This is a genomic window from Zobellia nedashkovskayae (assembly GCF_015330125.1).
GTDB classification, from domain to species: domain Bacteria; phylum Bacteroidota; class Bacteroidia; order Flavobacteriales; family Flavobacteriaceae; genus Zobellia; species Zobellia nedashkovskayae.
Genome location: NZ_JADDXR010000002.1, coordinates 4406615 through 4432352, shown reverse-complemented (window position 1 = coordinate 4432352; position 25738 = coordinate 4406615). Strand labels below are relative to the sequence as shown.

15 protein-coding genes are annotated in these 25738 nt (G+C 37.5%); 14 read left to right on the top strand and 1 reads right to left on the bottom strand.

From position 1 onward, the window contains the following. Positions 1–82: 82 nt before the first annotated feature. The 13 genes from IWB64_RS18255 (at position 83) to IWB64_RS18195 (ending at position 18843) form a co-directional block, all read left to right on the top strand. Positions 83–3436: a VCBS repeat-containing protein gene (locus IWB64_RS18255; RefSeq protein WP_194535376.1), complete on the top strand. Its 3354-nt coding sequence runs from the start codon at positions 83–85 to the stop codon at positions 3434–3436. A 15-nt stretch (positions 3437–3451) separates the two neighbouring features. Further along, entirely contained in the window at positions 3452–5083 is a 1632-nt protein-coding gene (locus tag IWB64_RS18250; RefSeq protein ID WP_194535375.1) for a tetratricopeptide repeat protein, read from the top strand. Positions 5084–5176: 93 nt separating this feature from the next. Next, positions 5177–5974 carry an IclR family transcriptional regulator gene (locus IWB64_RS18245; RefSeq protein ID WP_194535374.1) on the top strand — a complete coding sequence of 266 codons (798 nt, stop codon included), beginning with the start codon at positions 5177–5179 and terminating at the stop codon, positions 5972–5974. Between the two features lie 283 nt (positions 5975–6257). Beyond that, complete coding sequence (locus IWB64_RS18240) at positions 6258–6947, top strand: helix-turn-helix domain-containing protein (protein ID WP_194535373.1); 690 nt, start codon at positions 6258–6260, stop codon at positions 6945–6947. Between the two features lie 124 nt (positions 6948–7071). Next, the gene (locus IWB64_RS18235) at positions 7072–8217 is read left to right on the top strand and encodes a glycoside hydrolase family 117 protein (RefSeq protein ID WP_226975938.1); all 1146 of its coding nucleotides are present in this window, start codon (positions 7072–7074) and stop codon (positions 8215–8217) included. A gap of 16 nt (positions 8218–8233) precedes the next feature. After that, positions 8234–9250, top strand: coding sequence for a zinc-dependent alcohol dehydrogenase (locus IWB64_RS18230; protein ID WP_194535371.1), 1017 nt, complete (start codon positions 8234–8236; stop codon positions 9248–9250). A gap of 30 nt (positions 9251–9280) precedes the next feature. Further along, on the top strand, positions 9281–10045 hold the full coding sequence (locus IWB64_RS18225) for an SDR family NAD(P)-dependent oxidoreductase (RefSeq protein ID WP_194535938.1): 765 nt from the start codon (positions 9281–9283) through the stop codon (positions 10043–10045). A 45-nt stretch (positions 10046–10090) separates the two neighbouring features. Next, positions 10091–11482, top strand: coding sequence for a sulfatase (locus IWB64_RS18220; RefSeq protein WP_194535370.1), 1392 nt, complete (start codon positions 10091–10093; stop codon positions 11480–11482). 10 nt (positions 11483–11492) lie between these two features. Beyond that, complete coding sequence (gene aldA / locus IWB64_RS18215; protein ID WP_226975936.1) at positions 11493–12947, top strand: aldehyde dehydrogenase; 1455 nt, start codon at positions 11493–11495, stop codon at positions 12945–12947. Beyond that, positions 12948–14042 (top strand): mandelate racemase/muconate lactonizing enzyme family protein, encoded by a 1095-nt coding sequence (locus tag IWB64_RS18210; protein WP_194535369.1) that lies wholly within the window; start codon positions 12948–12950, stop codon positions 14040–14042. 36 nt (positions 14043–14078) lie between these two features. Then, the gene (locus IWB64_RS18205) at positions 14079–15122 is read left to right on the top strand and encodes an aldose epimerase family protein (RefSeq protein WP_194535368.1); all 1044 of its coding nucleotides are present in this window, start codon (positions 14079–14081) and stop codon (positions 15120–15122) included. A gap of 60 nt (positions 15123–15182) precedes the next feature. Beyond that, complete coding sequence (locus IWB64_RS18200) at positions 15183–16202, top strand: L-rhamnose/proton symporter RhaT (protein ID WP_194535367.1); 1020 nt, start codon at positions 15183–15185, stop codon at positions 16200–16202. Between the two features lie 97 nt (positions 16203–16299). Further along, positions 16300–18843 carry a glycoside hydrolase family 2 TIM barrel-domain containing protein gene (locus IWB64_RS18195; RefSeq protein WP_194535366.1) on the top strand — a complete coding sequence of 848 codons (2544 nt, stop codon included), beginning with the start codon at positions 16300–16302 and terminating at the stop codon, positions 18841–18843. A gap of 15 nt (positions 18844–18858) precedes the next feature. On the opposite strand, the gene IWB64_RS18190 is transcribed toward IWB64_RS18195, so the two are convergent. Beyond that, the gene (locus tag IWB64_RS18190; protein ID WP_194535365.1) at positions 18859–22239 is read right to left on the bottom strand and encodes a VCBS repeat-containing protein; all 3381 of its coding nucleotides are present in this window, start codon (positions 22237–22239) and stop codon (positions 18859–18861) included. A gap of 283 nt (positions 22240–22522) precedes the next feature. Here IWB64_RS18190 and IWB64_RS18185 point away from each other — a divergent pair, with 283 nt between their 5' ends. Continuing rightward, positions 22523–25723 (top strand): SusC/RagA family TonB-linked outer membrane protein, encoded by a 3201-nt coding sequence (locus IWB64_RS18185; protein WP_226975935.1) that lies wholly within the window; start codon positions 22523–22525, stop codon positions 25721–25723. Positions 25724–25738 lie beyond the last annotated feature (15 nt).

The following is a 25738-nucleotide window of genomic DNA, read 5'->3' as shown; positions in this document are numbered from 1 at the left end:
ACCAATTTGTTAGGGTACTGAGCTAAAAATCTTTGTACTTTTAAAATACCTGTTAATTTTTTTAAACATATATCGGTAACTTATGAGATATTATCTTACTGTTTTTGCCTTGTCTTTCTTATTTGTACTGAGTTCGTGTAATCAATCAAAAAAGGAAAATAAAGTTGATGGATCATCAAAAGAAAAAACACCCAAACTTTTTAGAGAGGTATCATCTGATCTTTCGGGAATTGATTTTGTAAACACCTTGGAAGAATCACTAGAATCTAATTATTATCAATACATGTACACCTACATTGGAGGTGGTGTTGCTGTTGGTGATTTGAACGATGATGGTTTTGACGATATTTATTTTACCTCTAATTCGTCCGAGGATAAATTATACATCAATACGGGAAACCTTCATTTTAAAGACATTACTAAAGCCGCCGGTATAGAGCAACGACCTGGTTTTAACACAGGCGTCACCATGGCCGATGTAAATGGAGATGGATTTTTGGATATCTATGTGTCAAGAGGGGGTTGGCAAGATGAGGATGGGAAATTCAAAAATTTACTATATATAAACAATGGTCCCGTAGGAGAAGCTGGTGTAAGCTTTACGGAACGCGCAGAAGAAATGGGCCTTGCTGATTCCAACAGAACAATTCAGGCTACATTTTTTGATTATGATAAGGATAATGATTTGGATGTGTATGTTTCAAACACACCGGATATCACCAGCAGATCGGAAATAATAGATTTAAACAAAACTCAAAAAGACCCTAAAAGTGAAGAGTTAAAAGGGAGTGATAAATTGTATGAGAATGATGGTACTGGTCATTTTACGGATGTCTCCAAAAAAGCTGGTTTACTCTATGATATAGGCTTTGGACTTAATCCGCAAGTTGGAGATTTGAATAACGACGGTTGGAATGATATCTATATCAGTAATGATTTCAACGTCCCAGATTTGGCCTATGTGAATAATGGCGATGGTACCTTTACAGAATCTCGGGACAAGCTTTTTAAGCACATGTCATTCAATAGTATGGGTAGTGATATGGCTGATATTGATAATGATGGCCTTCTGGATTTAATGACTTTGGACATGAATCCGCAAGATTATGTACGGTCTAAAACCACTATGGCCATGACTTCCATAGCAGATTTTGAAAGCATGGTAGAGAAAGGGTATCACCATCAATACATGCACAACATGCTCCAGACCAATAACGGTAATGGAACTTTTAGTGAAGTTGGGAATATGGCAGGTATAGCCAATACGGACTGGAGTTGGTCTTTACTTTCTGCAGATTTTGATTTGGATGGTTTTAATGATGTTTACGTTACGAATGGTGTGTATAGGGATGTTATTGATCGCGATAAGAATAATGAAATTCTTGAGATACTAAGAGAGAACAAGAGGAAGCCTACAGCCGAAGATTTTCTAAAGTTTGCACAGATGCTTCCACAGCAAAAACTAAAAAATTTCTTTTATAGAAATAATGGGGATTTAACTTTTGAGGACATGAGTGACTCATGGGTAGATAGTGAGCCTTCTTTTTCAAACGGAGCTGCGTATGCCGATTTTGATAATGATGGGGATCTGGATATCGTGGTGAATAATATAAATGACAAGGCCACTTTTCTAGAAAATAAAGCTATTGACAACCAGCGTAAATACTATTTAGAGCTGGATTTAATTGCTGCCGGAAAAAATACTTTTGGAGTAGGCGCAACAGTGAATTTGTACTTTGATGATGGTACAAAACAAACGCGCCAGGTAACACCAACTAGAGGCTTTTTATCTTCAGTCCCAAATTCCCTTTACTTCGGTTTGGGAAAACATTTGTCCGTAAAACGGATGGAAATTATTTGGCCCGATGGAAAAATCCAGGAATTGGAAGATGTAGATGCCAATCAATCTTTACAATTAAATTATCGCTTTGCGGAAAACAAAGTAAAAGAAGAGAATAAGGCGGATTTACTTTTTACTAAAGTCGCTTTTGACAACCGTCACTCGGACCCTTACTTTAATGATTTTGATTTACAGATTCTACTGCCTCATAAGTTGTCACAGTTAGGGCCTTCCTTAGCAAAATCCGATATTAATGGAGACGGACAAGAAGATTTGTTTATTGGGGGAGGAAAAGACCAACCTGGACAATTATTAATAAGTCAGTCAAATACATTTAAGAAGATGAGCTCTTCTGTTCTGGTAGAAGATAAATCGTATGAAGATGTTGGGGCTGCCTTTTTTGATGCGGATGGTGACGGAGATAACGACCTTTACGTAGTAAGCGGAAGCTATGAATTTATGGATAACCCAAGAATGTTGGTAGATAGGTTATATCTAAACGATGGTAAGGGGAATTTTAAGAAAGCTGAAAATGCTATTCCAGAAGTAGGTATTTCAGGTTCAGTAGTGGTGCCAGCGGACTATGATGGTGATGGCGACATAGATTTATTTATTGGCGGAAGGCTAATTACGGGTAAATATCCACATCCGGCAAGTAGTTTATTGCTGGTAAATGATGCAGGTAAATTTACAATTCAAAATGAAAACCTCGCTCCGGAATTACAGGGGTTAGGTCTAGTTACCGATGCCAAATGGGTAGACATCAATAATGATCAGAAAATTGATTTGGTTGTGACTGGTGAGTGGATGGGTATTTTGGTTTTTCTAAATAAAAACGATAAGCTAGAGCGTAGTGATGCATATCCAGAATTAGCAAAGGCCGTAGGTTGGTGGAATGAGCTTTTAATAGTTGATATAGATGGTGATGGAGACAAAGATATTGTTGCTGGTAACATGGGTTTAAATTCTAAGTTTCATGCTTCTAATGAGAAACCATTTGAAATCTATACTTCAGATTTTGATATGAACGGGTCCGAAGATGTTATTCTCGCAAAAGAGTACCATGGTAAGCAAGTTCCTGTTAGAGGTAAAGGTTGTATGACCCAGCAATTGCCGCATTTGGCGCAAACTATACCAACATATACTGATTTTGCCAGCAAGGATTTAAAAGGTATTGTGGGGGAGGGACTTCAAACGGCACTTCATTACAAAGTAACAGAATTTAGGTCAGGAATATTTTTGAACAATGGTGATAAATTCAATTTTCAATCTTTTGAAAATAGAGCTCAAATAGCACCAATTAATAGTATGTTATTTCAAGATTTTGATGGTGATGGTTTCAGGGATCTAGTGTTAGCGGGCAACAACTATCAGTCTGAGGTGGAGACCACACGTTCGGATGCTGGTATTGGTAATTTCCTTAAAGGAAATGGTAAAGGGGATTTTGAGTCAATTTCTAGTTTACAATCAGGTTTTTTTGCTGATAAAGATGTTAGAAATATGACTACGTTAAATACGAAATCAGGAAGCTTTATATTAGTAGTTAATAATAATGATGAACATGATTTATTTAAAATAAAAACAACTACCAATTAAAGCATGAAATTTCCAATGAGAAATATATTACTTTTTGGATTTGTCTTTTTGCTTTGTACGGCAATGAGCCAGTTAAGTGCGCAGCAAAACCCCGAAAAACAACACGATTCTTTAGCTAAAATATTTTTTAAAGAAACTAAAAAGTTAAGGCGAGATAACCCGGATAGTGCTCTAGTTCTTTTACAGCGTAAACATGAGGAGTTTTTAAAAAAAGGAGATACGGTAAATGCGGTTAAAGCCTTGCTGGAGATGCCATATATTTATGGACAACACGTAGATTACAACAAATCTTATGACACGCTTTGGTTTGCATTATTTTTGGCAGACAAGGCTAATAATGATGAGCTAAAAGCCTCTGTGTACAATTGGTTGGGAAGATTGTATAGTTTTTTTAAGAGGAAGGACGAAGCCTTAAAATATTTACAGACCTCTCTTGAGATTAATCGCAAATTAGTTGAAAAAGGTCAGTTGCAAAAAGCAGATTTGGTGCGAAACTATTATCTGCTGAGTGCAACACATAGAGTGCTGAATCAGCCAGAAATGGCAAAAATTTATCTAGATAGTTGTTTCCTTAATTATGCTCCTACCAATGGTCAATTACCCATGGCTTATCTTCATTTTGAAAAAGCGTTTCAATTATCGGTGAACGACAAAAACAAAGAAGCATTACAATTGTTAGAGGAGTTAGAACCTTGGTTTATAGAGCAAAGACCTTCCTATTTAGTTTTGGTTTATTCAGATATGGGTGACGTATATGCAAATCTATCTAACTATAAACAGAGTAAAACCTATTATAAAAAAGCTTTAGAGATATCAAGAAAATATAATAGCCATGTTGATTTTTCTTCTTTAGTTCATGAAAAATTAGCTAATCTATTTGAAGCGCATGGTGAGTTTGAAAAAGCGTTTAGAAATCAAAAAAAATCAAGAGAAATTGATGCTCAATTTTTTGATAGTAGAACAGCAATAAATCAAAGCCTGTTAGAGATTAAAGACGAGTTTAGGATTGAAAAAGAAAATCAAGAACGGCTAGTACAGAAGCAGCGTTTAGAAAAATTAGAGCAAGCAGATGAAATCTCCTTTCTACAACGTATTATTTTGCTTGGCTCTCTTATTTTTCTGATAATTATTGGGGTTGGATTTTTTCAATATATGCGGACAAAACATCTGGCAGAAAAACAACTTTTAAGCAAAAACAAGCAGCTAGAAATTAAAAAAGGAAAAGAACTTTTAGCATTGAAAAATAAAGAGTTAGCGGTTACTGCTTTGCAAATGGTTGAAAAAGATGAATTTTTAAAGGATATTGCAGACAGGTTAAAAGAGTTGGAAAGCACCACAGAAAAACCGGAAATAAAGCAAGTGCTCAAATCTATTTCTCATAATAGATCCGATAATTGGAAGGAGTTTAGGCTTCGGTTTACAGCAGTAAATGAAACTTTTTATCATAAGATTACCACCATGTATCCAAAACTCAGCCAAGCTGATCAGAAAATATGCGCTCTGATAAAATTAAATTTTTCCAGTAAGGAGATGTCCAGGCTCCTTGGTATTTCTGTAGAATCTGTTCATACAACGAGGTATAGAGTACGAAAAAAGATGAAATTAGATAGAGGTGTAAATTTGGAGGAATATATTTCATCGCTCTAGCAATTAGCTAATTGTAAGTCAAATTGAAAGAACTACTTACAATTTTAGGAAAAACACTAGTAAAGGTGTTAAATTGCGGCAATATTCTGTGTAATGAAGAAAGAGAAGGTAGAGTTAAAATCAACTTATAATGTCCCAAATTTAGAAAGAGGACTATCTATTATTGAGCTATTGGCCACTCAGCCAAAAGGCCTTACTCTGGCAGAAATTATTGAAAAACTGTCCATTGCAAAGTCAAGCGCTTTTCGTATTGTCAGTACTTTGATATTTAAAAATTATCTTCAAAAGAACGAGACCACAAAAAAAATAACCCTTTCTAGAAAGATGTTAACGCTAGGCATTTCTTCTATGAACGAGCAAAGTTTGGTAGAGCATTCTATAGATGTAATGCGTGCTGTACGAGACGAGCTTAAAGAATCCGTTATGCTTGGTGTGCTATTAGGCTCTACAGGAACTATTTTGGAACAAGTACCATCTTCATATCCCGTAAAACTTTTTGTTGAACCAGGTACTCAGTTTGATCTTCACAGCTCTGTTGGGGGTAAATGTATATTGGCCAATATTCCTAGTGAAGAAGCAGATGAAGCCTTAAGAGGCAAAACACTGACCAAGTATACGGAGAATACCATCACTTCTAAAAAGGAGTTTAAGGTAATGTTAAAAGAAGTCAAAAGTAAAGGCTATGCTATTGATAATAGCGAAGATATTCAGGGAATTAATTGCGTAGGGGCACCAATTTTTAATGAACACGGTTACCCCGTTGCAGCACTTTGGATTACGGCCCCTTATGGTAGATTACCAGCTTCTCAATTTGAGACTAAAGGGAAGATTATTCAGAAATATGCTATGAAAATTTCTGCAAAATTAGGGTACCTGACCCAATCGGTATAGTCATTTCATCAATTTTACAAAGTAAGTTCACTCACCCAAAGGCGTAAGTGAACTAGTTTATCATGGCCGTATTTACGTCATGAAACCGCCTATTTTAATAGGTCTACGTCCATATGAGCTCTTTTACTGGTTTGTAGGCGAAATCTCCATTTTGATTTTTTTAAGGGTGCTTGTGAAAGAAATCTTAAAAAAACACATATAAATAATATCGATATATCAATTTTTTATATATTTTTGGTTCAAATAAGAAACTAGTTTCATATTTGAATAAAAAGAACACCTTATGGAAGCAACTATTTTTAAAGAAGAGAATGCTCTTGGTACTGCGCAAAATGGCGTAGGAGTGTTTGAAAATGGAGAACTACGTATAAAAGTTGATTTTATTGATAATGGCGGAACCGATGTTTCAGTTTATAATGAAGTCTTTAGCAAAGGATTAAATATGCCCGCTATTCTATTAGGGGCGTTAAATTCATTAGGATTGAAAATTAAAGTTTTAGAAACGGAGACGGATAATAGCTTGACCAACCGTTTCAAAATTTTTAAAGACCAAGCCGAAAATAAAATGGTTTTAAAGAACGCCACGAAGAGAAAAATTTTATTTGAAAAAAAGGTTACGGAATTTTCATCACTGCATGCAAGAGACAAGGATTTTTTAAACAGAATAACCATGTACATGGAGGAAAACATGTCTGATGATACGTACTGGGTTGATGATCTTTCTTTTGATATGAATACCAGTAGATCTACCTTTTTTAGAAAATTAAAAAAGCTTACAGGACATGCTCCAAAAGATTACATGAGAAATATACGGTTACTTAGAGCGGGTGAATTGCTGGAAAAAGGGCAACTGCGCATAGCAGAGGTTAGTTATCAAGTAGGCTTTAGTGACCCTAATTATTTTAGTAAATGTTTCAGAAGGTTTTATGGTACCTCGCCATCTGATTACAGTGTGTTGAGTAGTGCTAGTTAGTAGAGAAAATATGTATATTTAATTTTAGATCAAGTAACTGATAATCATGAACAAATACTCACAATTTTTAATTCTCGCTGCGGTCCTGGTTTCGGCCTGCAACTCTCCCAAAACTACTAATGAAATGAAATCTACTTCAGAAAATGATGAGAAGGTGACATTTACCCCAGAACAAATTGATCACCTTGGTATAACCGATACGAATCATTTAAGTGCTGCATCAAAAAGAGCATTGAAATGGCCAACGGATTTAGGTAATGAATGGTTTATTCAGTTTAATGAACTAGAACCTTTAAAGGGTGATTTGGCATATGAAGAAGGAGTTGTTCGTCGTGATCCTAGTGCTATTATTAAGGAAGATGGGAAGTATTATGTTTGGTATACAAGAAGTACAGGGCCAACTCAAGGGTTTGGTGGTGATATAGAAAATGATAAGGTTTTTCCTTGGGACCGTTGTGATATTTGGTATGCTACTTCTGATGATGGTTGGACTTGGAAAGAAGAAGGGCTAGCCGTTGCACGAGGTGAAAAGGGAGCATATGATGATCGTTCTGTTTTTACGGTAGAAATCATGAAATGGGAAGATAAATACTATCTCAGTTATCAAACGGTAAAATCACCTTACAATGTTCGTGTTAAAAATCAAGTAGGTTTGGCTTGGGCAGATTCACCTAATGGACCTTGGACCAAAAGTAAGGAACCAATATTGAGTCCTGCTGATAATGGTGTATGGAAAGGTGAGGAGCAAGATCGTTTCGCTGTGATTAAAAAAGGAGATTTTGACAGTCATAAAGTACATGACCCTTGTATTCTACCTTATAAAGGAAAGTTCTACCTCTACTATAAGGGAGAGCAAATGGGAGAGCAGATTACTTTTGGAGGAAGGCAGATTCGTCACGGTGTAGCTATTGCGGATAAACCTGAAGGACCATATGTGAAATCGCCTTATAACCCAATAAGTAATAGTGGTCATGAGATTTGTGTTTGGCCTTACGATGGCGGTATAGCCGCTTTAATTACTACAGATGGTCCTGAGAAAAATACGATTCAATGGGCTCCGGATGGTATCAATTTCGAAATTAAATCTGTAATTCCAGGTGTAAATGCTCATGCTATTGGTCTAAACAGAACAGCTGATGTGGAGAAAGAACCAACTGAGATCTTAAGATGGGGATTGACACATGTTTATAATAATGGAGATTATCAGAGTATTATGCGTTTTTCTTCTGAAAGAAAAACACGTCATGTAGCTAAAGGAGTTAAAAAATAATAGAGAAACGTATTTAATGAAAGCAACAGTTTATAAAGGAAACAAAACGTTTTCCGTCATAGAAAAAGAGATAGAAGCACCAGCAAAAGGAGATGTTAGAATTAAAGTAGCGTACTCTGGCGTATGTGGTACGGATGTACACATTTATCATGGCATGATGGATAAAAGGGTGGACATGCCCCAGACTATCGGCCATGAGATGTCAGGTGTAATTGACGCTGTTGGTGAAGGCGTTGAAGGTTACAAAGTTGGAGATAAGGTTGTGGTGCGTCCTTTAGATGACCGTAAAGTTAAAGCCTCTGACAAGGGATTCAATCATATCTGTGAAGAATTAAAATTCATTGGTATTGATAGTCCTGGTTCCATGCAACAATATTGGAATGTACCTTCATTCGTTCTTCATAAATTAAAAGCTGAAACCGATTTAAAATTGGCCGCGTTAATAGAGCCTTTATCAGTTGCTACGCATGATGTTCGCAGAAGTGGATTGGTTGCCGGTGAAACTGCCGTTGTTCTTGGTGGTGGGCCAATTGGTCTTTTGGTAGCTATGGTTGCCAAAGACGTGGGGGCAAATGTTATTATTTCAGAAGTAAATGAAAAAAGAATAGCAAAGGCAGAATCAATGGGGTTACATGCAGTGAATCCTATGAAAGTTGATTTGGTTGAATACGTAAAAGAAAAAACGGATAACCGTCGTGCAGATGTTGTTTTTGAAGTGGCAGGTGTACAGCCCGCTCTAGATATTATGTGTGAAGTTGCTGGTATTCGTGGTAGAATTTTGATGGTAGCCATTCACGGAGAGAAAAAACCTGTAGATCTTTTCAAATTTTTCTGGAAAGAATTGAGCTTAATCGGAGCTCGTGTATATGAGAAAGAGGATTATGAGAAATCAATAAAACTTATCACGGAAAACAAACTTCCTTTTGAGGACATGATTACGGACGTACAGCCAATGACCAACATCCAACAAGTATTTGAGAACATAGATAACAATCCTGATGGTATGAAAGTACTAATGGATTGTCAACAATAATTAAGAGAAACAACGCATAAGAAAATGAGCATATTAAATCAATTTAGCCTAAAAGGTAAAACAGCTTTAGTAACCGGTTGTAAAAGAGGTATTGGTAAAGCAATGGCCGTAGCTTTAGCAGAAGCTGGTGCAGATATTATTGGTGTTAGTGCTTCTTTGGAGAAGCACGGGAGTATGGTAGAGCAGGAAGTTGAAGCTACCGGAAGAAATTTTAAAGCATATACGTGCGATTTTGGTAATAGAGAAGCCTTGTATGATTTTATAAAGGAAGTTAAAAGCGACTTTCCTGTAATTGATATTTTAGTAAACAATGCAGGTACTATTTTAAGAGCTCCGGCAGTTGAGCATTCTGATGAGTATTGGGACAAGGTTATTGAAATTAACCAAACTGCACCGTTCGTCCTTACCCGTGAAATTGGGAAAGAAATGGTTGCTCGTGGTGAAGGTAAAATTATTTTTACGGCTTCATTGTTAACATTCCAAGGTGGTATTACAGTACCTGGTTACGCAGCTAGTAAAGGTGCTATTGGACAAATGACTATGGCATTTGCTAATGAATGGGCTGGTAAGGGTGTAAATGTAAATGCAATTGCTCCAGGTTATATCAGCACGGACAACACTGAGGCATTAAGAAATGACCCAGATAGATCGGCATCTATTTTATCTAGAATACCGGCCGGTAGATGGGGTAAACCTGAAGATTTTGCAGGTCCTATTGTGTTTTTGAGTTCAGAGGCGGCAGCATATATGAGTGGCGTTACCATGTTGGTAGATGGCGGTTGGATGGGTAGATAATTACCTTAAATAAGAGTAGAAATTCCAATAGAAAAATACTGAAAAATGAAATTGCCAAGACAGGTATTTTTGTTCTTAGTGTCCTTTTTTGCGCTTATAAATGGCTGGACACAAGACAAACCGAACATTGTTTTTATACTATCGGATGACGCAGGCTATGCAGATTTTGGGTTTCAGGGAAGCAAAGAATTCAAGACTCCTGAACTGGATAAATTCGCCAAAAACTCAGTGATTTTTACTCAGGCTTATGTTTCCGCAGCGGTTTGTGGCCCATCACGTGCTGGACTTTTGACTGGAAAGTATCAGCAAAAATTCGGTTTTGAAGAGAACAACGTACCTGGTCTGATGAGTAAAAACGGAATTACCGGAGATGATATGGGGCTTCCGCTGGACCAGAAGACAATGGCCGATTATCTCAAAGAACAAGGTTATAAAACGGCGATATTCGGAAAATGGCATCAAGGTAATGCGGACCGTTTTCATCCTACTAAAAGAGGTTTTGATGAGTTTTATGGTTTTCGTGGTGGAGCAAGAAGTTATATGCCTTATGGAACCGATAATGAACTCAAAAGGGATGAGGATAGGTTGGAGAGGGGCTTTGGAGATTTTAAAGAACACGATGGATATCTAACAGATGATTTGGCAGAAGAGGCCAACTCGTTTATGGAAAGAAATCAAAAGAATCAATTTTTCATTTATCTGGCTTTCAATGCGGTACATACCCCAATGGAAGCAACGGAAGAAGATTTGAAAAAAGTGCAAGGGCTTACCGGTAAAAGGAAAACCTTAGCGGCAATGGCCATCGCAATGGATAGAGCTTGTGGGAAAGTTTTTGATCATATTAAGGAACTAGGTCTGGATAAAAACACGCTTATAGTTTTTACCAATGATAATGGTGGACCGTCCGATGCAAACGAATCGTTGAACGACCCATTGAGCGGTACCAAGGCAAATCATTTAGAGGGTGGCATTCGCGTTCCGTTTTTAATGTCGTGGCCAGGAAAGTTAAAACCGAACACGGTTTATGATAATCCTATAAGCACATTAGACCTTTTACCAACTTTCTTGAACGCAGCAGGTGGTGATGTAAACGCTGTTGAAGGTTTGGATGGGGTAGACTTAATTCCATATGTACAAGGAAAAAATAATGGAAAGCCTCACGAGGTACTTTATTGGAAAAAGGAAAATAGAGGAGCCATCAGGCAAAATGATTGGAAACTGGTACGCTTTCCTGATCGGCCAGCAGAACTTTATAATATTAAGGAGGATATAGCCGAAACAAATGATTTGGCTTCCAAATACCCTGAAAAAGTACGTGAGCTTTATAAGAAGCTATTTGATTGGGAACTTACATTAGAAAGACCGCTTTGGCAATTAGAAAGAAGATTCGAAGGCAAAGCAGCTACAAGAATGGATACATATAGAAAACATAATTAAAAAAAGGAACATGTCAGCAATTAAAGAATACCAACTATTTATTGACGGAAAATGGGTGACATCTACGTCAGGAGAGACCATAGACATTGTAAATCCAACTACTGAAGAAATAGTAGCAAGAGTTCAGAATGGAACTGTCGAAGAGGCAAATCAGGCGTTGAATGCTGCTGATAGGGCTCAAAAAGAATGGAAAAAACTACCTGCTCGCTCACGTGCCGATCTATTGTATAAACTAGCAGATGAAATAAAAGCAAACTCAGATTTCTTAGCTGAGCTTTTGGTTAAGGAGCAGGGTAAATTGCTTAAAGTTGCCAAAGGCGAAGTCGCAGTAACTGCCTCATTTATAGAATACGCATGTGAAGGTGCTAGAAGAATTGAAGGAGATATCATTCCGTCTGACAACCCGAACGAGCAAATCTGGATTCAAAAAATACCTCGTGGGGTAGTAGTTGCTATTACCGCTTGGAACTTTCCGTTGGCACTGGCCGGTCGTAAATTAGGACCTGCTTTGATTGCTGGAAATACTATCGTTATAAAACCGACTTCAGAAACGCCTTTAGCAACCTTAGAGTTGGGTAATTTGGCCAAGAAAGTAGGTATTCCAGATGGGGTTATCAATATTCTGACAGGTCCTGGTAGAGCTATGGGTAATGCACTTGTTGAGAGTCCTATTACCAAAATGGTGACCATGACAGGTTCTACGCCAGTTGGTCAGTCCATAGCTAGAGCTGCAGCACAAAATCTTACGCATGTGCAATTAGAACTTGGAGGAAAAGCTCCTTTCATTGTTTTTGAAGACGCAGATATTGATGCCGCTGTAGACTCGGCTTTACACTCACGTTTTGATAATTGTGGACAGGTTTGTACCTGTAATGAAAGAATGTATGTACACGAAGGTATTTACGATACTTTCATGGAAAAATTCATTGCTAAAACAAAGGCTATTAAAGTAGGTGACCCGATGTTAGCGGAAACTGATATGGGACCTAAAGTAAATGCAGCTGAATTAAAACATATGGAACATTTGGTAGCTGTAAGTCTTGAAGAAGGTGCTACGTTGGCTACAGGTGGTAAAAAACCAGAAGGGAGTGCTTTTGAAAAAGGGTATTGGTTTGAACCAACGGTTTTGACCAATGTAACGCAAAACATGACTATCGTTCATGAAGAGTCTTTTGGACCTATTCTTCCAGTTTTAAAATTCAAAACTTTTGAAGAAGTGGTTGGGTATGCCAATGACTGTGAATACGGACTTGCAGCTATGATTTTTACCAACGATATGAATACAATCATGAAATGTAACGATGAGCTGGAGTACGGCGAGATATACGTAAACAGAGGTCATGGAGAGCAACACCAAGGTTTCCATAATGGGTATAAACTAAGTGGTTCTGGTGGTGAAGATGGTAAGTACGGTTTTGAGCAGTACATGGAGAAAAAGACGTTTTACATTAGACACAAAGTATAAATGAGTACACGTATAAAATCGGTTGATTGTAAGTTGTTCAGAGTTCCGTTGCCGGAAGTCATGAACGATGCCAAACATGGAGACCATACGCATTTTGAGCTAATTACTTCCACCATTACTTTAGAAGACGGAAGCACAGGAACAGGATATACCTATACCGGTGGCAAAGGTGGGAATGCCATTAAGGCCATGGTGGATTATGATATAGCACCCGCTTTAATTGGTAAAGATGGAACTGATGTAGAAGGTATCTATGATTTCATGGAATGGCACATGCATTATGTGGGCCGTGGTGGTATAGTTTCATTTGCCGTCTCTACTATTGATATTGCTTTGTGGGACATCCGTTGTAAAAAAGCAGAAAAGCCACTTTGGCAAATGGCCGGAGGAGCGGGTAATACCTGTAAGGCATATTGCGGTGGAATAGATTTACAATTCCCAATTCCAAAGCTTTTAAAGAATATGGAAGGGTATTTAGCAGCTGGTTTTAACGCTGTGAAAATAAAAATTGGTCGTGAAAATTTAGACGAGGATATAGAGCGAATAAAAGCGGTTCGCGAATTCATTGGTCCCGATGTAACCTTCATGGTCGATGCCAACTATTCCATGACTGTTGATAAAGCCATAAAGGCGATTAACAAGTTTCGGGAGTACGATATAACTTGGTTTGAGGAACCTATCATACCGGATAATTACATGGGTTTTGCTCAGATTTCAGATGCTACGGATTTCCCGTTGGCCATGGGTGAAAACCTGCATACGATTCATGAATTTGAATATGCTATGGATCAGGCAAAATTGTCTTTTGTACAACCGGACGCTTCAAATTGTGGCGGTATTACAGGCTGGTTGGCAGCTGCGAGATTGGCAGATAAACATAACATTCCAGCTTGTTCGCACGGTATGCAGGAGCTACATGTAAGTTTAGTGTCTGCGCAACCTAATTCAGGTTGGTTAGAGGTACATAGCTTCCCTATAGACCAGTATACAACAAGACCTTTGGTTGTTGAGAACCACCTTGCTGTAGCTCCCGATTCTCCAGGAGTGGGAGTGGAGTTTGATTGGGAGAAATTAGCTCCTTATCAATCCAAATAAAACATCGAATTAAAATATTTCAAAACGCTTACGATAATGAAAACAACGCAAACGGATTTCGGTGTACTTGATGGAGAAGCTATTCACCAATATACTTTGGAAAATGATAATGGGGTTAGCATAAAAATCTCAACTTTTGGAGCTACCATAACTTCAATTCTCCTACCGAATAAGAATGGGAAAATAGAAGAAATCGTTTGTGGTTTTGATACATTCGAAAGTTATTTTTCTGATGCCTACAAAGCAAATGCGCCATATTTTGGAGGGACTGTAGGCCGTTATTGTTCGCAAATAAAAGATGCTAAATTTTCTTTGAACGGAAAGGATTATGAACTGGCTAAAATTGTTGGTGAGAATAATCTTCACGGAGGGAAAGTAGGCTTTGATAAGAAAATATGGGAAGTAAGTTCGTTTTCAAAAGAAATGGCCAACATTCAAATGGAACTTAAAAGTGTTCATTTAGAAGAAGGCTTCCCGGGGAATATTACGGTTCAAGTGACCTTTACATTGACAAATGACAATGAACTTAAAATTCGATATGGTGCAATAACCGACCAAGACACACCTTTCACCATTACTAATCACTCGTATTTTAATCTTTCTGGTTTTGCTGAAAATGTTGAGGGTCACTCCGTAATGGTAAACTCGGATACCAAACAAATTTGGGATGAGACCGGGGTAGCTACAGGAGAGAATATTTCTGTTGCTGGCAAAGCCGATGATTTACGAACAGCAAAGACTATAAAAGAAGTCCATGAAGCTATGGGAGATGGTTTTGAGCATTTTTACTTATTTGAAGACAAAGGTTTTGATTTGGGTAAAGTGGCAGAAATAACAGAACCTAAAAGTGGCCGTTCACTAGAGATTTTCACCACAGAGCCTGGCATGTTATTGTATACGGGTAAATACACGTCTGACGAACTAAAACGCGAATCTGGATTGCAATACGGAAAGTACCGTGGCTTCTGTTGTGAAACGCATCGCTACCCTAACGGGATGAATATAAAGAACGCTCCTAAGAGTATTTTAAAAGCGGGAGAATCTTATGACAGTACTACTATTTTTAAATTCAACTGGTAAATCAAATAAAGTCGGGTAAACCAGTAGTGGTAAACTTGACTTCAATTAAATATTCAAGTTATGACCGAAGGAGTATTATGGGCGATTTTCGCTGGATTGATGTTGGGACTCTATGCCCTCCCTGAAAAATTTACAAAAGGATTCAAGTATGAAAATACGTGGAGTCTCTTTTTTCTCCTGACTATGTTCGTGGTGCCCATTATAGCATCAGTGACCCTTATTCAGGGTTTTGGAGAGATTTTCGGTAATATGCCAACAGATATTTGGATCAAAATGGGCCTAACCAGTTTCCTTTGGGGAATTGGTGTAATGATGTGGAGTAAGGCAATTAACCATATAGGGCTCTCACTTGGTTTTTCAATCTTCATAGGCACCATTATTTTGGTAGGTTCGCTTTTACCGTTTATAGAAGACGGGTTACCACCATCAAATGTATTGACCTTTATTCTATTAGGAATCCTAGTGGTTTTATTAGGTGTTATCCTAAATGGTAAAGCTGGTCTTACCCGTGAAAAAGATGAAGCAAAAATAGCCTCTGCCGAAGGTAAATCTACCAAGGGTTCTATGGTAACCGGTATTATGATTGCCGTAGTAGGAGGGCTTTTAGCTACAGGTTTTAGTTATGCGAATGCAGCAGGAAGACCTTATTTACATAAGGCAAGTATTGCACAGGGAAATGCAGATTGGATAACTGCGGTAGCTGTAATGTTTCCTATATTTCTAAGTGGTGGTATTGTAATGACTGCTTATTTCTTATGGCAGCTAAATGCTAAAAAGGCTTGGGGAGATTTTAAAACGCCCGCTTTTGGCAAGAACCTATTTCTTATTTTGATTATGGCAGTTTTTCATTATGCTGCCTCGGCTCTTTTTGCGTATGCTGCGTTTAAACTTGGAAAATCAGGAAATACAGTTGGTTATGCGATCTTTAATACGGCTTGTGTTGCTACGGCAATTGTGAGTGGTCTAATTACCAAAGAATGGGCAAGCGCTTCGCCAAAAGCTAGGAACTTTTTGTATGGCGGACTTAGTTGTATGATTGCAGGTATCGTAATTGTGGCCTATGCTAACGGTTTGGGGTAAAATAACTCTTTAATCAATAATATTTTTTAGTAGTTAGCCCAGTTGTTATTAGCTTTTCAATTGGGCTTTTTTGACTCATATAGTTAACACTTCGTTCATGAAAAATTATCTTTTATATTTTGTGCTGATTGGTTCTTTATTTACTTCTTGTAATACCAGTAATCAATCTCAAAAAGACCTAACGCAGATATCTACGGATTTTAATTTTGATTGGCAGTTTCAATTGATAGATACCACAGGACATACTGCGGAATGGAAAGATGTTAGACTTCCACATGATTGGAGTGTTGAAGCTTCTTTTGATTCTATAAATGGAGAAGGGGCCACAGGATACCTTCCCGGTGGTACAGGTTTATATAAAAAAACATTCCCACTTCAATTAAAACCGGATGAGAAAGCATATGTTTTGTTTGATGGGGTTTATAACAACTCAGAAGTAATCTTAAACGGAGAAAAAGTAGGTTTTCATCCGTATGGATATTCTCCTTTTTACTTCGATATATCATCTTACTTAAAATCAGAAAAAGATTCCAATTTAATAGAAATAAAAGTAGATAGAACTCGCTATGCGGATAGTCGTTGGTACACGGGTTCCGGTATATATCGTGATGTAAAACTTTTGGTCAAAAATAAACTGCATATTCCTATTTGGGGCGTATTCGTAAATACACCTATAATTGATGATAACAGAGCAGAGGTCTCGGTTTCCGTTGAAATTGAAAACGATTTTTCAAAGGATAAAAAAGTCGATGTACGAACTGAGATTTATAACGAAGATGGAAAAAAAGTCAGTGACAAAACAATCAATTTGGCAATTCTGGGAAATGAAAATTCCCAAGAACAACTTTCTTTAACAATTGAAAAACCTAATTTATGGAAGGTAGATAATCCATATCTGTACAAAGCCGTTACTTCTGTAGTTGAAGATGGTAAGATAATAGATCAAGAGGTAACTGTTTTTGGAGTACGGTCTATCCGTTTTGATGCTAACGAAGGTTTTTTTCTAAACGGGGAAAATATGAAAATAAAAGGGGTCTGTCTTCATCATGATGGTGGTATGGTAGGAGCCGCTGTTCCCGATGATGTTTGGAGAAGACGATTGACCAAGCTAAAAAAAGCGGGCTGTAATGCGATTAGAATTTCTCATAACCCCGGTTCTGAAGCATTTTTGAACTTGTGTGACGAGATGGGCTTCTTAGTACAAGATGAGTTTTTTGACGAATGGGACAATCCAAAGGACAAAAGAAAAAATATGAATGAGCAAAGTGTAGACTACGTTACTCGTGGTTATACGGAGCATTTTCAAGAATGGGCCGAAAAGGACTTAAAAAACACGATTTTGGCGCATAGAAACCATCCCAGTATTATACAGTGGAGTATTGGTAACGAGATTGAATGGACGTACCCTAGAAATGCCGATGCTACGGGATTCTTTAATAATATGGGCTGGCAAGGCAATTACTTTTTCTCCGAACCTCCGTTTACTCCAGAACAAATTAAAGAACAACTTAAGACCTTGCCCAAAGAAAAGTATGATATAGGGAAAACTGCACAGAAGTTGGCAAAGTGGACGAAGGAATTGGATACTACCCGTTATGTAACCGCTAATTGCATTTTACCGTCGGCTAGTCATTTGTCAGGTTATACAGATGCATTAGATGTGGTAGGGTATAGTTACCGCCGGGTAATTTATGATTACGGACACAAAAATTATCCGAACAAGGTAATCATGGGAACTGAAAATCTTCCGCAGTGGCATGAATGGAAGGCTGTTATGGAGCGTCCTTTTATTTCCGGTCTTTTTCTTTGGACGGGAATTGATTATATGGGAGAGTCTAACGGAGGATGGCCTAAGAAGGGTACAAATAGCGGATTATTGAATTCCGCAGGTTTTGAAAAAACTTCGTACCATATGATGAAAACCCTTTGGAACGATACTCCTCATTTATATATTACCACACAGTCTTTAGACAAATCCATATATAAGTTGAATAATTCGGGAGAACCTGTAGAAAAGAAAAAAGATGCTTGGAAAGAAGCATTATGGTTTTGGCATGATACCAATGAATATTGGAATTATAAAGCTAATGAACCAACCGTAGTAGAGGTATATTCCAATTGTGATGAAGTAGAACTTTTTTTAAACGATACATCTTTAGGTCGAAAAAAACTTGATGATTTTGCAGACCACATTTACAAATGGTCCGTTCCATTTGCAGAGGGGCAGTTAAAGGCCGAAGGTTATATTGAGGAAAAAAAAGTAGACGCGATTGTAGAGATTAAAACAGCCAAGGAACCCGCTTCCATTCAGCTTTCTGTAGGTAAGACAGAATTAAGAGCCAACGCTTATGATGCAGCTCACATAATTGCCCAAATTGTAGATAAAGAAGGAAACCCTGTCCGTCATCTCAATTCTGAAATTACTTTTACTATTAAAGGTGATGTAAAATTGTTAGGAGTGGATAATGGTTCGGAAAGAAATGTACAAGATTTTCAGTCCAACAAAATTGTAACCGATCAGGGTAGGGCACTGCTGATTGTACAATCAAATCTAAAAGCAGACAATGTAACCATTTCCGCAACGTCCGAAGGCCTAAAAACAGGGGAGGTAACTTTAAAGATTATACCAGCTGACAAGTAGGTTTTCTTGCTGACTTTAGTTGCATCCTATAAGTTGTAAGTAATGGTCATTGTTACCGATCAGTATGTTTAATTTCTCACCTTTCTTTATAATCTTCATGTCTTTGACATCAAAAGGAGCATAAAATCCACTTTCTGCTGTTGTAATTGGAGTAAAATCTCCTTTTCCGTTGCCTTTCAGAAAAAGACCAACGCCCGCATCATTTCTGGGAGTTTCAATCTCGGAGGTAAATAAATTTCCGGCAATCAATAAGTCCTTGTGGCCGTCTTTATCAAAATCTTCTGCAAGGATGGTGTTTATGCTAGATACTTGCGCCAGTTTTGGAAGCTCGTGTAGTTGAAGTGATTTTCCATCAACATTTTCAATATAATAAGAAGCAAATGTATATGCCGATAAATGAAGGGCATCATTAAGTTGGTCTCCGTATATATCTTTCAAATCAGAATCACCAAAAGATTCAAAAGTGGGGAATTTGGCGTCTAACTCTGGTATTTGCTCCACGGAACAAGACCGTCCTCTTATGGGATAAACTTCTCCTTCTTCAAAATAACTGAGGACAATATCTTGCTTTCCATTTTTATCAAAATCTGCACTATGAACCTGAAATGGATGTTTGGGAGATGCTTTATATTTATAATTCAAACCTAAATTACCTACAATGAAATCATCATCGCCATCATTATCCATATCGGCTTTGGTGACGTTGTAATACCAACCATTGGTTTTATCTAAACCTTCAATAGATGTACGTTCAAAATTCCCGTTTTCGGTTTGCAAGAAAGTTGTAATAGGCATCCATTCGCCAACAATAATCAAGTCTAATTTGTCATCATTATTAATGAGTGCCCATTGAGCGGAAGTCACCATACCTAGATTTTTGAAGTCCGGAGCTTTTGAAGAGGTTACATTCTTTAGATACCCATTATCATTTTGTAGTAACATGCTATTGGCAGGAGAAGGGTATTTACCGGGTGTTTGTCTACCTCCTATAAACAGATCTATATCGCCATCATTATCGTAATCCGCAGAGATTACTTGGGAGCCGCTATCCAAGTATTTTGGTAATCTGCCGCTGTCTTTTTTAAAATGGCCCGTACCGTCGTTAAGGTATAGTCGGTCTTGAAGGTTTTTGCTATTTTCCTGAAATTCGTAACCACCACTAACTACAAATAGGTCTTGGTCTCCATCTTTATCAATATCAAAAAACACGCTGCCAAGGTCTTCGGAAATTTTATCTTTCAGAAAAGATAGTTGCGGAATACTATCAAAATTTCCAGCGTTATTTTGAACAAAAAGAGTTCCGCTTTTGCCCGAAGCACCCCCAATGTAAAAATCATCAAGTCCGTCCGAATTAACATCGGCTACCGATATCGTCGGTCCAAATTGAGACATTTTGTGCGGCAGAAGAACTTGTTTCTGGTAATCATCAAATTCATTTTCAGTATGCCTGTATTTCAGATTGGTTTTGGCTGTATTTTCCTTGAAAATTGGCTTGATGGATATGTTGATCCTACTTATAAATTCTTCATTTTTCTGATAAATAGCTAACGACTGATTTGAGCGAACATCTTTAAGCTCACTTACCTGGCCGTTGGGCCATTGAATCCTAATTTTTTCAATGTCTTCCATAGAACCAACTCCAAAATGAGCCGTATTTTCGCTTTTTGACATATAACCCCGCACATTGGTTACTTCTATGGTCTGCCATAGATTAGCGTCTTTATAGAGTGAAATTTTACTGCTTAGAGCTTCGGTCTGCGAAGTGGGGTGGAGGTTAAATCTAATGTAGTTTCCAATATTCTTTTCTACCGTATGATTTTTATAGATAAATGCCTTTTCATCTATATTATTTATAACAAGGTCTAAATCTCCATCTTGATCTATATCTGCGTAGGCCGAGCCATTGGATAAGGTTTCAAGCTCAAATCCCCATTCTTTATTTTGTTTGGTAAAAGTGAGGTCACCATTATTTTTATAAGCATAGTTCTGAAGCTTGTCTTCTGGAGCAATTTTGGTTAAAGCCAAAATATCCACTACATCTTGAAATTTTTTATTTTCCTTTTTTGCAACCTTATCAATGCTATCTAAAATTCGTTCGTATTCTTTATTTACATCGCTGTTGCGCATATTTCGCTTAATGCCATTGGTAACGAAAATGTCTTTTAGACCGTCATTATCAAAATCAGCAATTAGTGGCCCCCAACTCCAATCTGTATTGGACACTCCAGCCATTTGTGCAACATCACTAAAAGAACCATTGCCATTGTTTCGTTGTAGAGTGTTGAACATATATTGATAATGCCCACCTTCATTAACCATGTTCCAGAAATTTTCTGGATTCATACCGCCCATATTAGTTTTGATACGTTTGTGGTCTTCAGCAACCATATCCAAAACCATAATATCTAAGTTGCCATCATTGTCAAAATCGGCAATATCAGTACCCATGCTAAAATTGGAAATGTGTTTAAAGTTATTTTTCAAGTTTTCCTTAAACCCTCCTTTTTTATCGTTTAGATAAAAAAAGTCGGGCTCATTATAGTCGTTGGCAACATACATATCTTGCCAGCCATCATTATTAAGGTCACCAACCGCTACAGAAAGGCCAAAAGCCATATTCTCTGTTTTAGCGATGGGAGAAACTTCAATAAAACCGATATCCTTCCCCAGATTTCTATAGAGTTTATCACTATACAAGGGGTTGGAGCCCATTCTTCTCTTTTTGCCTCCTTGTCTGTTACCGTAGCCAGGAGGTTGGTTTATTACATAAAGATCAAGAAGTCCATTTTTATCATAGTCTAGAAAACTCGCCTGAATAGAAAAACCCTTATCATCTAAACCATAATGCGCAGCCATTTCCTTGAAGGTACCATTGCCAGAATTTATGTATAGTAAATTGGCGCTCTTATCTCTGTTACCTTGTTCGTTTTTACATACGTATATATCCTGATGGCCATCTCCATTGATATCTGCAAATGTGACGCCGGTAGACCAGCTATCACTTTTTAGGATACCGGCCTTTTCAGTTACATCTTCAAAAACCATATCTCCCTTATTCAGGTACAGCATATCATTTACCTGATTACCGGAAAAATAAATATCAGGCAGTCCATCATTATTTATATCCCCAATGGCTACACCTGCACCAGTAACGAAATTTTCATTTACAAGATGGTTTTCCTTGGCGGTTTCTTTTAAGGTATTTGAAAAATGGATACCAGAATATTCTGGGTCAACTAGTGTAAATAATGTGATTGAATCATCAACTGGCTTTTGCTCTGTTTTATTACAAGAAAACAAGAACAAAAGCAAACAACCGAGTAACCCCAAACTCCAATTTGTTTTCATGGAATCCAAAGCAATAAACGCTACATCTTTTACAGAGAAACTAAACATAATAAGGTTTGTGTAATAATGATCAAAATACGGAAAGACTCTTAACAGAATGGGTAATATAAGTTCATGCTCAGGTAATTACAGGTCATAAAAAACCAAGTGACCTATAATTACCCGATTTTGACCATTTATTGCCGAGTCTTAACAAGCACAATATACTTTCTTTGACAATATAATTATTGATTTCTCACCAGAGAAAGGTTTTTAAAGCGAAAATCCTAATTTTTTAAATCAATTTCTGTTGTTTGGTCAAAATACTAACTAACAAAAAACAGGCATTATTATGAAAGAATGTTTATTTAAACAACTCACAAAACACAAACATTGGTTATTGTTTGGGCTTATGTTGACTTGTGCTTCTATTGGATTTGCACAAGACTCTAATGTAAGTGGTACAATAACCGATGAACTTAATCAACCCATGTTTGGGGCAAACGTTCTCGTTAAGGGAACAACAAATGGGGTAGTCACAGATTTTGACGGAAACTTTTCCCTAGCCGCAAATACAGGTGATATCCTAGTTATTTCTTATACTGGTTATACCACACAAGAAATAGCTGCAGAAGCAGGAACTACAATTAACGTACAATTACAGCCAGATTCTCAACTTCTGGACGAAGTTGTAGTTATTGGTTATGGCTCTAGAAAAAAAGCAGACGTTACTGGTGCTGTTAGTACCGTAAAAACGGCTTACATAGAGCAACAAGCTTCATCCGATGCAACAAGAGCACTTCAAGGTAGTGCAGCAGGTGTTACGGTAAATGCCTCTGCAAGACCAGGGCAAAATGCTCAAGTACGTATTCGTGGTTTGGGTACTATTAATGGAAACGGACCTTTATATGTCGTTGATGGAGTTTTTGGTGCATCGCCACCACCAACAAGCCAAATTGAATCTATGCAGGTGTTAAAAGATGCTTCTTCTACTGCTATTTACGGTTCAAGAGGTGCAAATGGCGTAATCTTAATAACCACCACAACGGGTAGAAAAGCGCAACCCGCCAAGATTGATATTAACTTAAGGAGTGGTATGGGAACGTCTACCTCTAGATATGACTTAGTTACCGATCCTAATTTAATCGGACAACAAATTTGGTTGGAACAAACCAATGATGGTATTGCGCCAAATCATGCTCATTTTAGTTTTGATCCAAATAATATTCAGGCAACCCAAGTAAATGATTATTTGTTTCCAAATGGGGCATCAAATGGTGACGCATCAACAAATCCGGCATTATACGACCAAGTAAATTACCCGATTACTAAAACCAACCAAGAAGGAACGGATTGGATGGAAGAGTTATATCAACCAGCGCTAATACAAGATTTTGTATTATCTGTTTCAGGAGGTTCAGAAAAAACAACGTATGCCTTAAGTGCTAACTATTTTAAAGAAGAAGGGATATTACGAGACAATTCCTATAATAGATATGCCATACGTGCCAATATAGATTCTCAAGTAAAAGATTGGTTGAAAATCGGTGAACGTTTAGGAGTTACTTTAAGCGAATCTAAAGGAAACACAGTTGGTTTTAATAGTATTATTGAGACTAGTCCGTTAATTCCTGTTAGGGATATTGCGGGTAATTTTGCTGGAGGTGTAGTAGGTGGTGGCTTAAATGACGGCCCTAATCCTGTAGGTAATAATTTTAGACAACGTAAGGATAAGAGAACTACTTTAAATGTAACTGGTAATGTTTTTGTAGAGGTTAAGCCAGCCAACAACCTAACGTTCAAGTCTCTTTTAGGATATAATATGAATTGGTATTCAAATCATGATCCTAGGTTTGCGGATTTAGAGAATACCAATGGTACAGCAGGACATACATTAACAGAGACTAGAGGAGATAATTTAACATGGAACTTTACCAATACTTTAAATTACACAAAGACCTTTAATGATGTACATAAACTAGATGTTTTACTAGGAACTGAATCAACTAGATATAGGTTTGATCAAATCTCTGCAGGAAGGGAAAGCTTTATTTCTACTGATGATGATTTTTTTATTCTTAGCTCAGGATCAGAAAATCAAACTAACGATGCAGAAGCTGCTGCTTGGGCTTTAAACTCCTATTTTGGTCGTCTGTATTATTCGTATGATGATAAGTACATGATAGAAGCCACGGTTAGACGTGACGGTTCTTCTAGGTTTGGTGCTAATAACAGATGGGGTAATTTCCCAGCTATATCTGGTGGATGGGTTGTTTCTAGAGAGAATTTCTTGGCCGATAGCAGCTGGTTAAATTACTTAAAACTACGTGCTGGTTGGGGACAATCCGGTAATGACCAAATAGGGAACTATAATGGTTTCAGCACCTTTAGTTCTGACTTAGGTGGCTCGTTTTACGGTTTAGGTGGTGCTGATGGTATAATCAAACAAGGATTCCAATCTTCAGCTATTGGAAACCCTGATGCTAAATGGGAGACGACTACTTCTACTAACTTTGCTATTGATGCAACATTATTCAATCGTGTGAACCTTACGGTAGATGTTTGGAACAAGGATACGGAAGATATGTTATTCCCTATTGCTATACCAGCAGTAGAAGGATTTGCAACGGCACCAAGTGTAAATATCGGTACCATGGCAAACAAAGGCGTTGATATAGAGCTAGGTTATAGAGGTGGTGGAACTGATGAAGGAGATTTTAAATATAACGTAGGTGTTATTTTCTCAACTTATAAAAATGAGGTTGAGTCTTTGTCTGAAACAGATGGTGAATTTATTGTCGGTAGAAACCAAAGAGCTCAGACCTATTCTAGAGTAGAAACGGGTACTGCGTTCCCTGAATTTTATGGATATGTTGTAGAGGGAATTTTTCAAACTCAAGGAGAGGCAGATGCACACCCGGAAAATGGTACTTATAATCAACCAGGAAACCTAAAAATAAAGGATGTAGATGGTAGTGGAGATATTACTCCAGATGATCGAACGTATATTGGTAATCCAAATCCTGATTTTACAGCAGGGTTGAACCTAAGTATGGAGTACAAAGGGTTTGATTTTTCTGCTAGTTTCTATACTAGTCAGGGTAATGATGCTATAAACTATTACAATAGATTTACCAGATACGGACTTTTTCAAGGTCCTAAAAGTCCAGATAGATTATACAAGTCCTGGGGAAGCCCATATTTAGACAACAATGCAGATGCTGTACTTCCAAAAGCATCTTCTCAGACAAGTTTTGAGCAGAATACCCATTCGGATTTAATTGAGGATGCCTCATACATTCGCTTACAAAATGCGCAAATAGGCTTTAACGTACCGAGCACAATTTTGGATAAAATGAATTTGGCCTCTATGAGAATCTACGTAATGGGTACAAACCTGTTTACAATATCGGATTACTCTGGGCTAGATCCCGAAATCGCTTTGTATGATGATCCTGATTCAGGTTTTTCAAGTGATATCGATAGAGGTTTGGATTTGGGTACTTGGCCATCGCCAAGACAGATCATATTTGGTCTTAACATCTCATTATAAAATAAAAAATTGAAA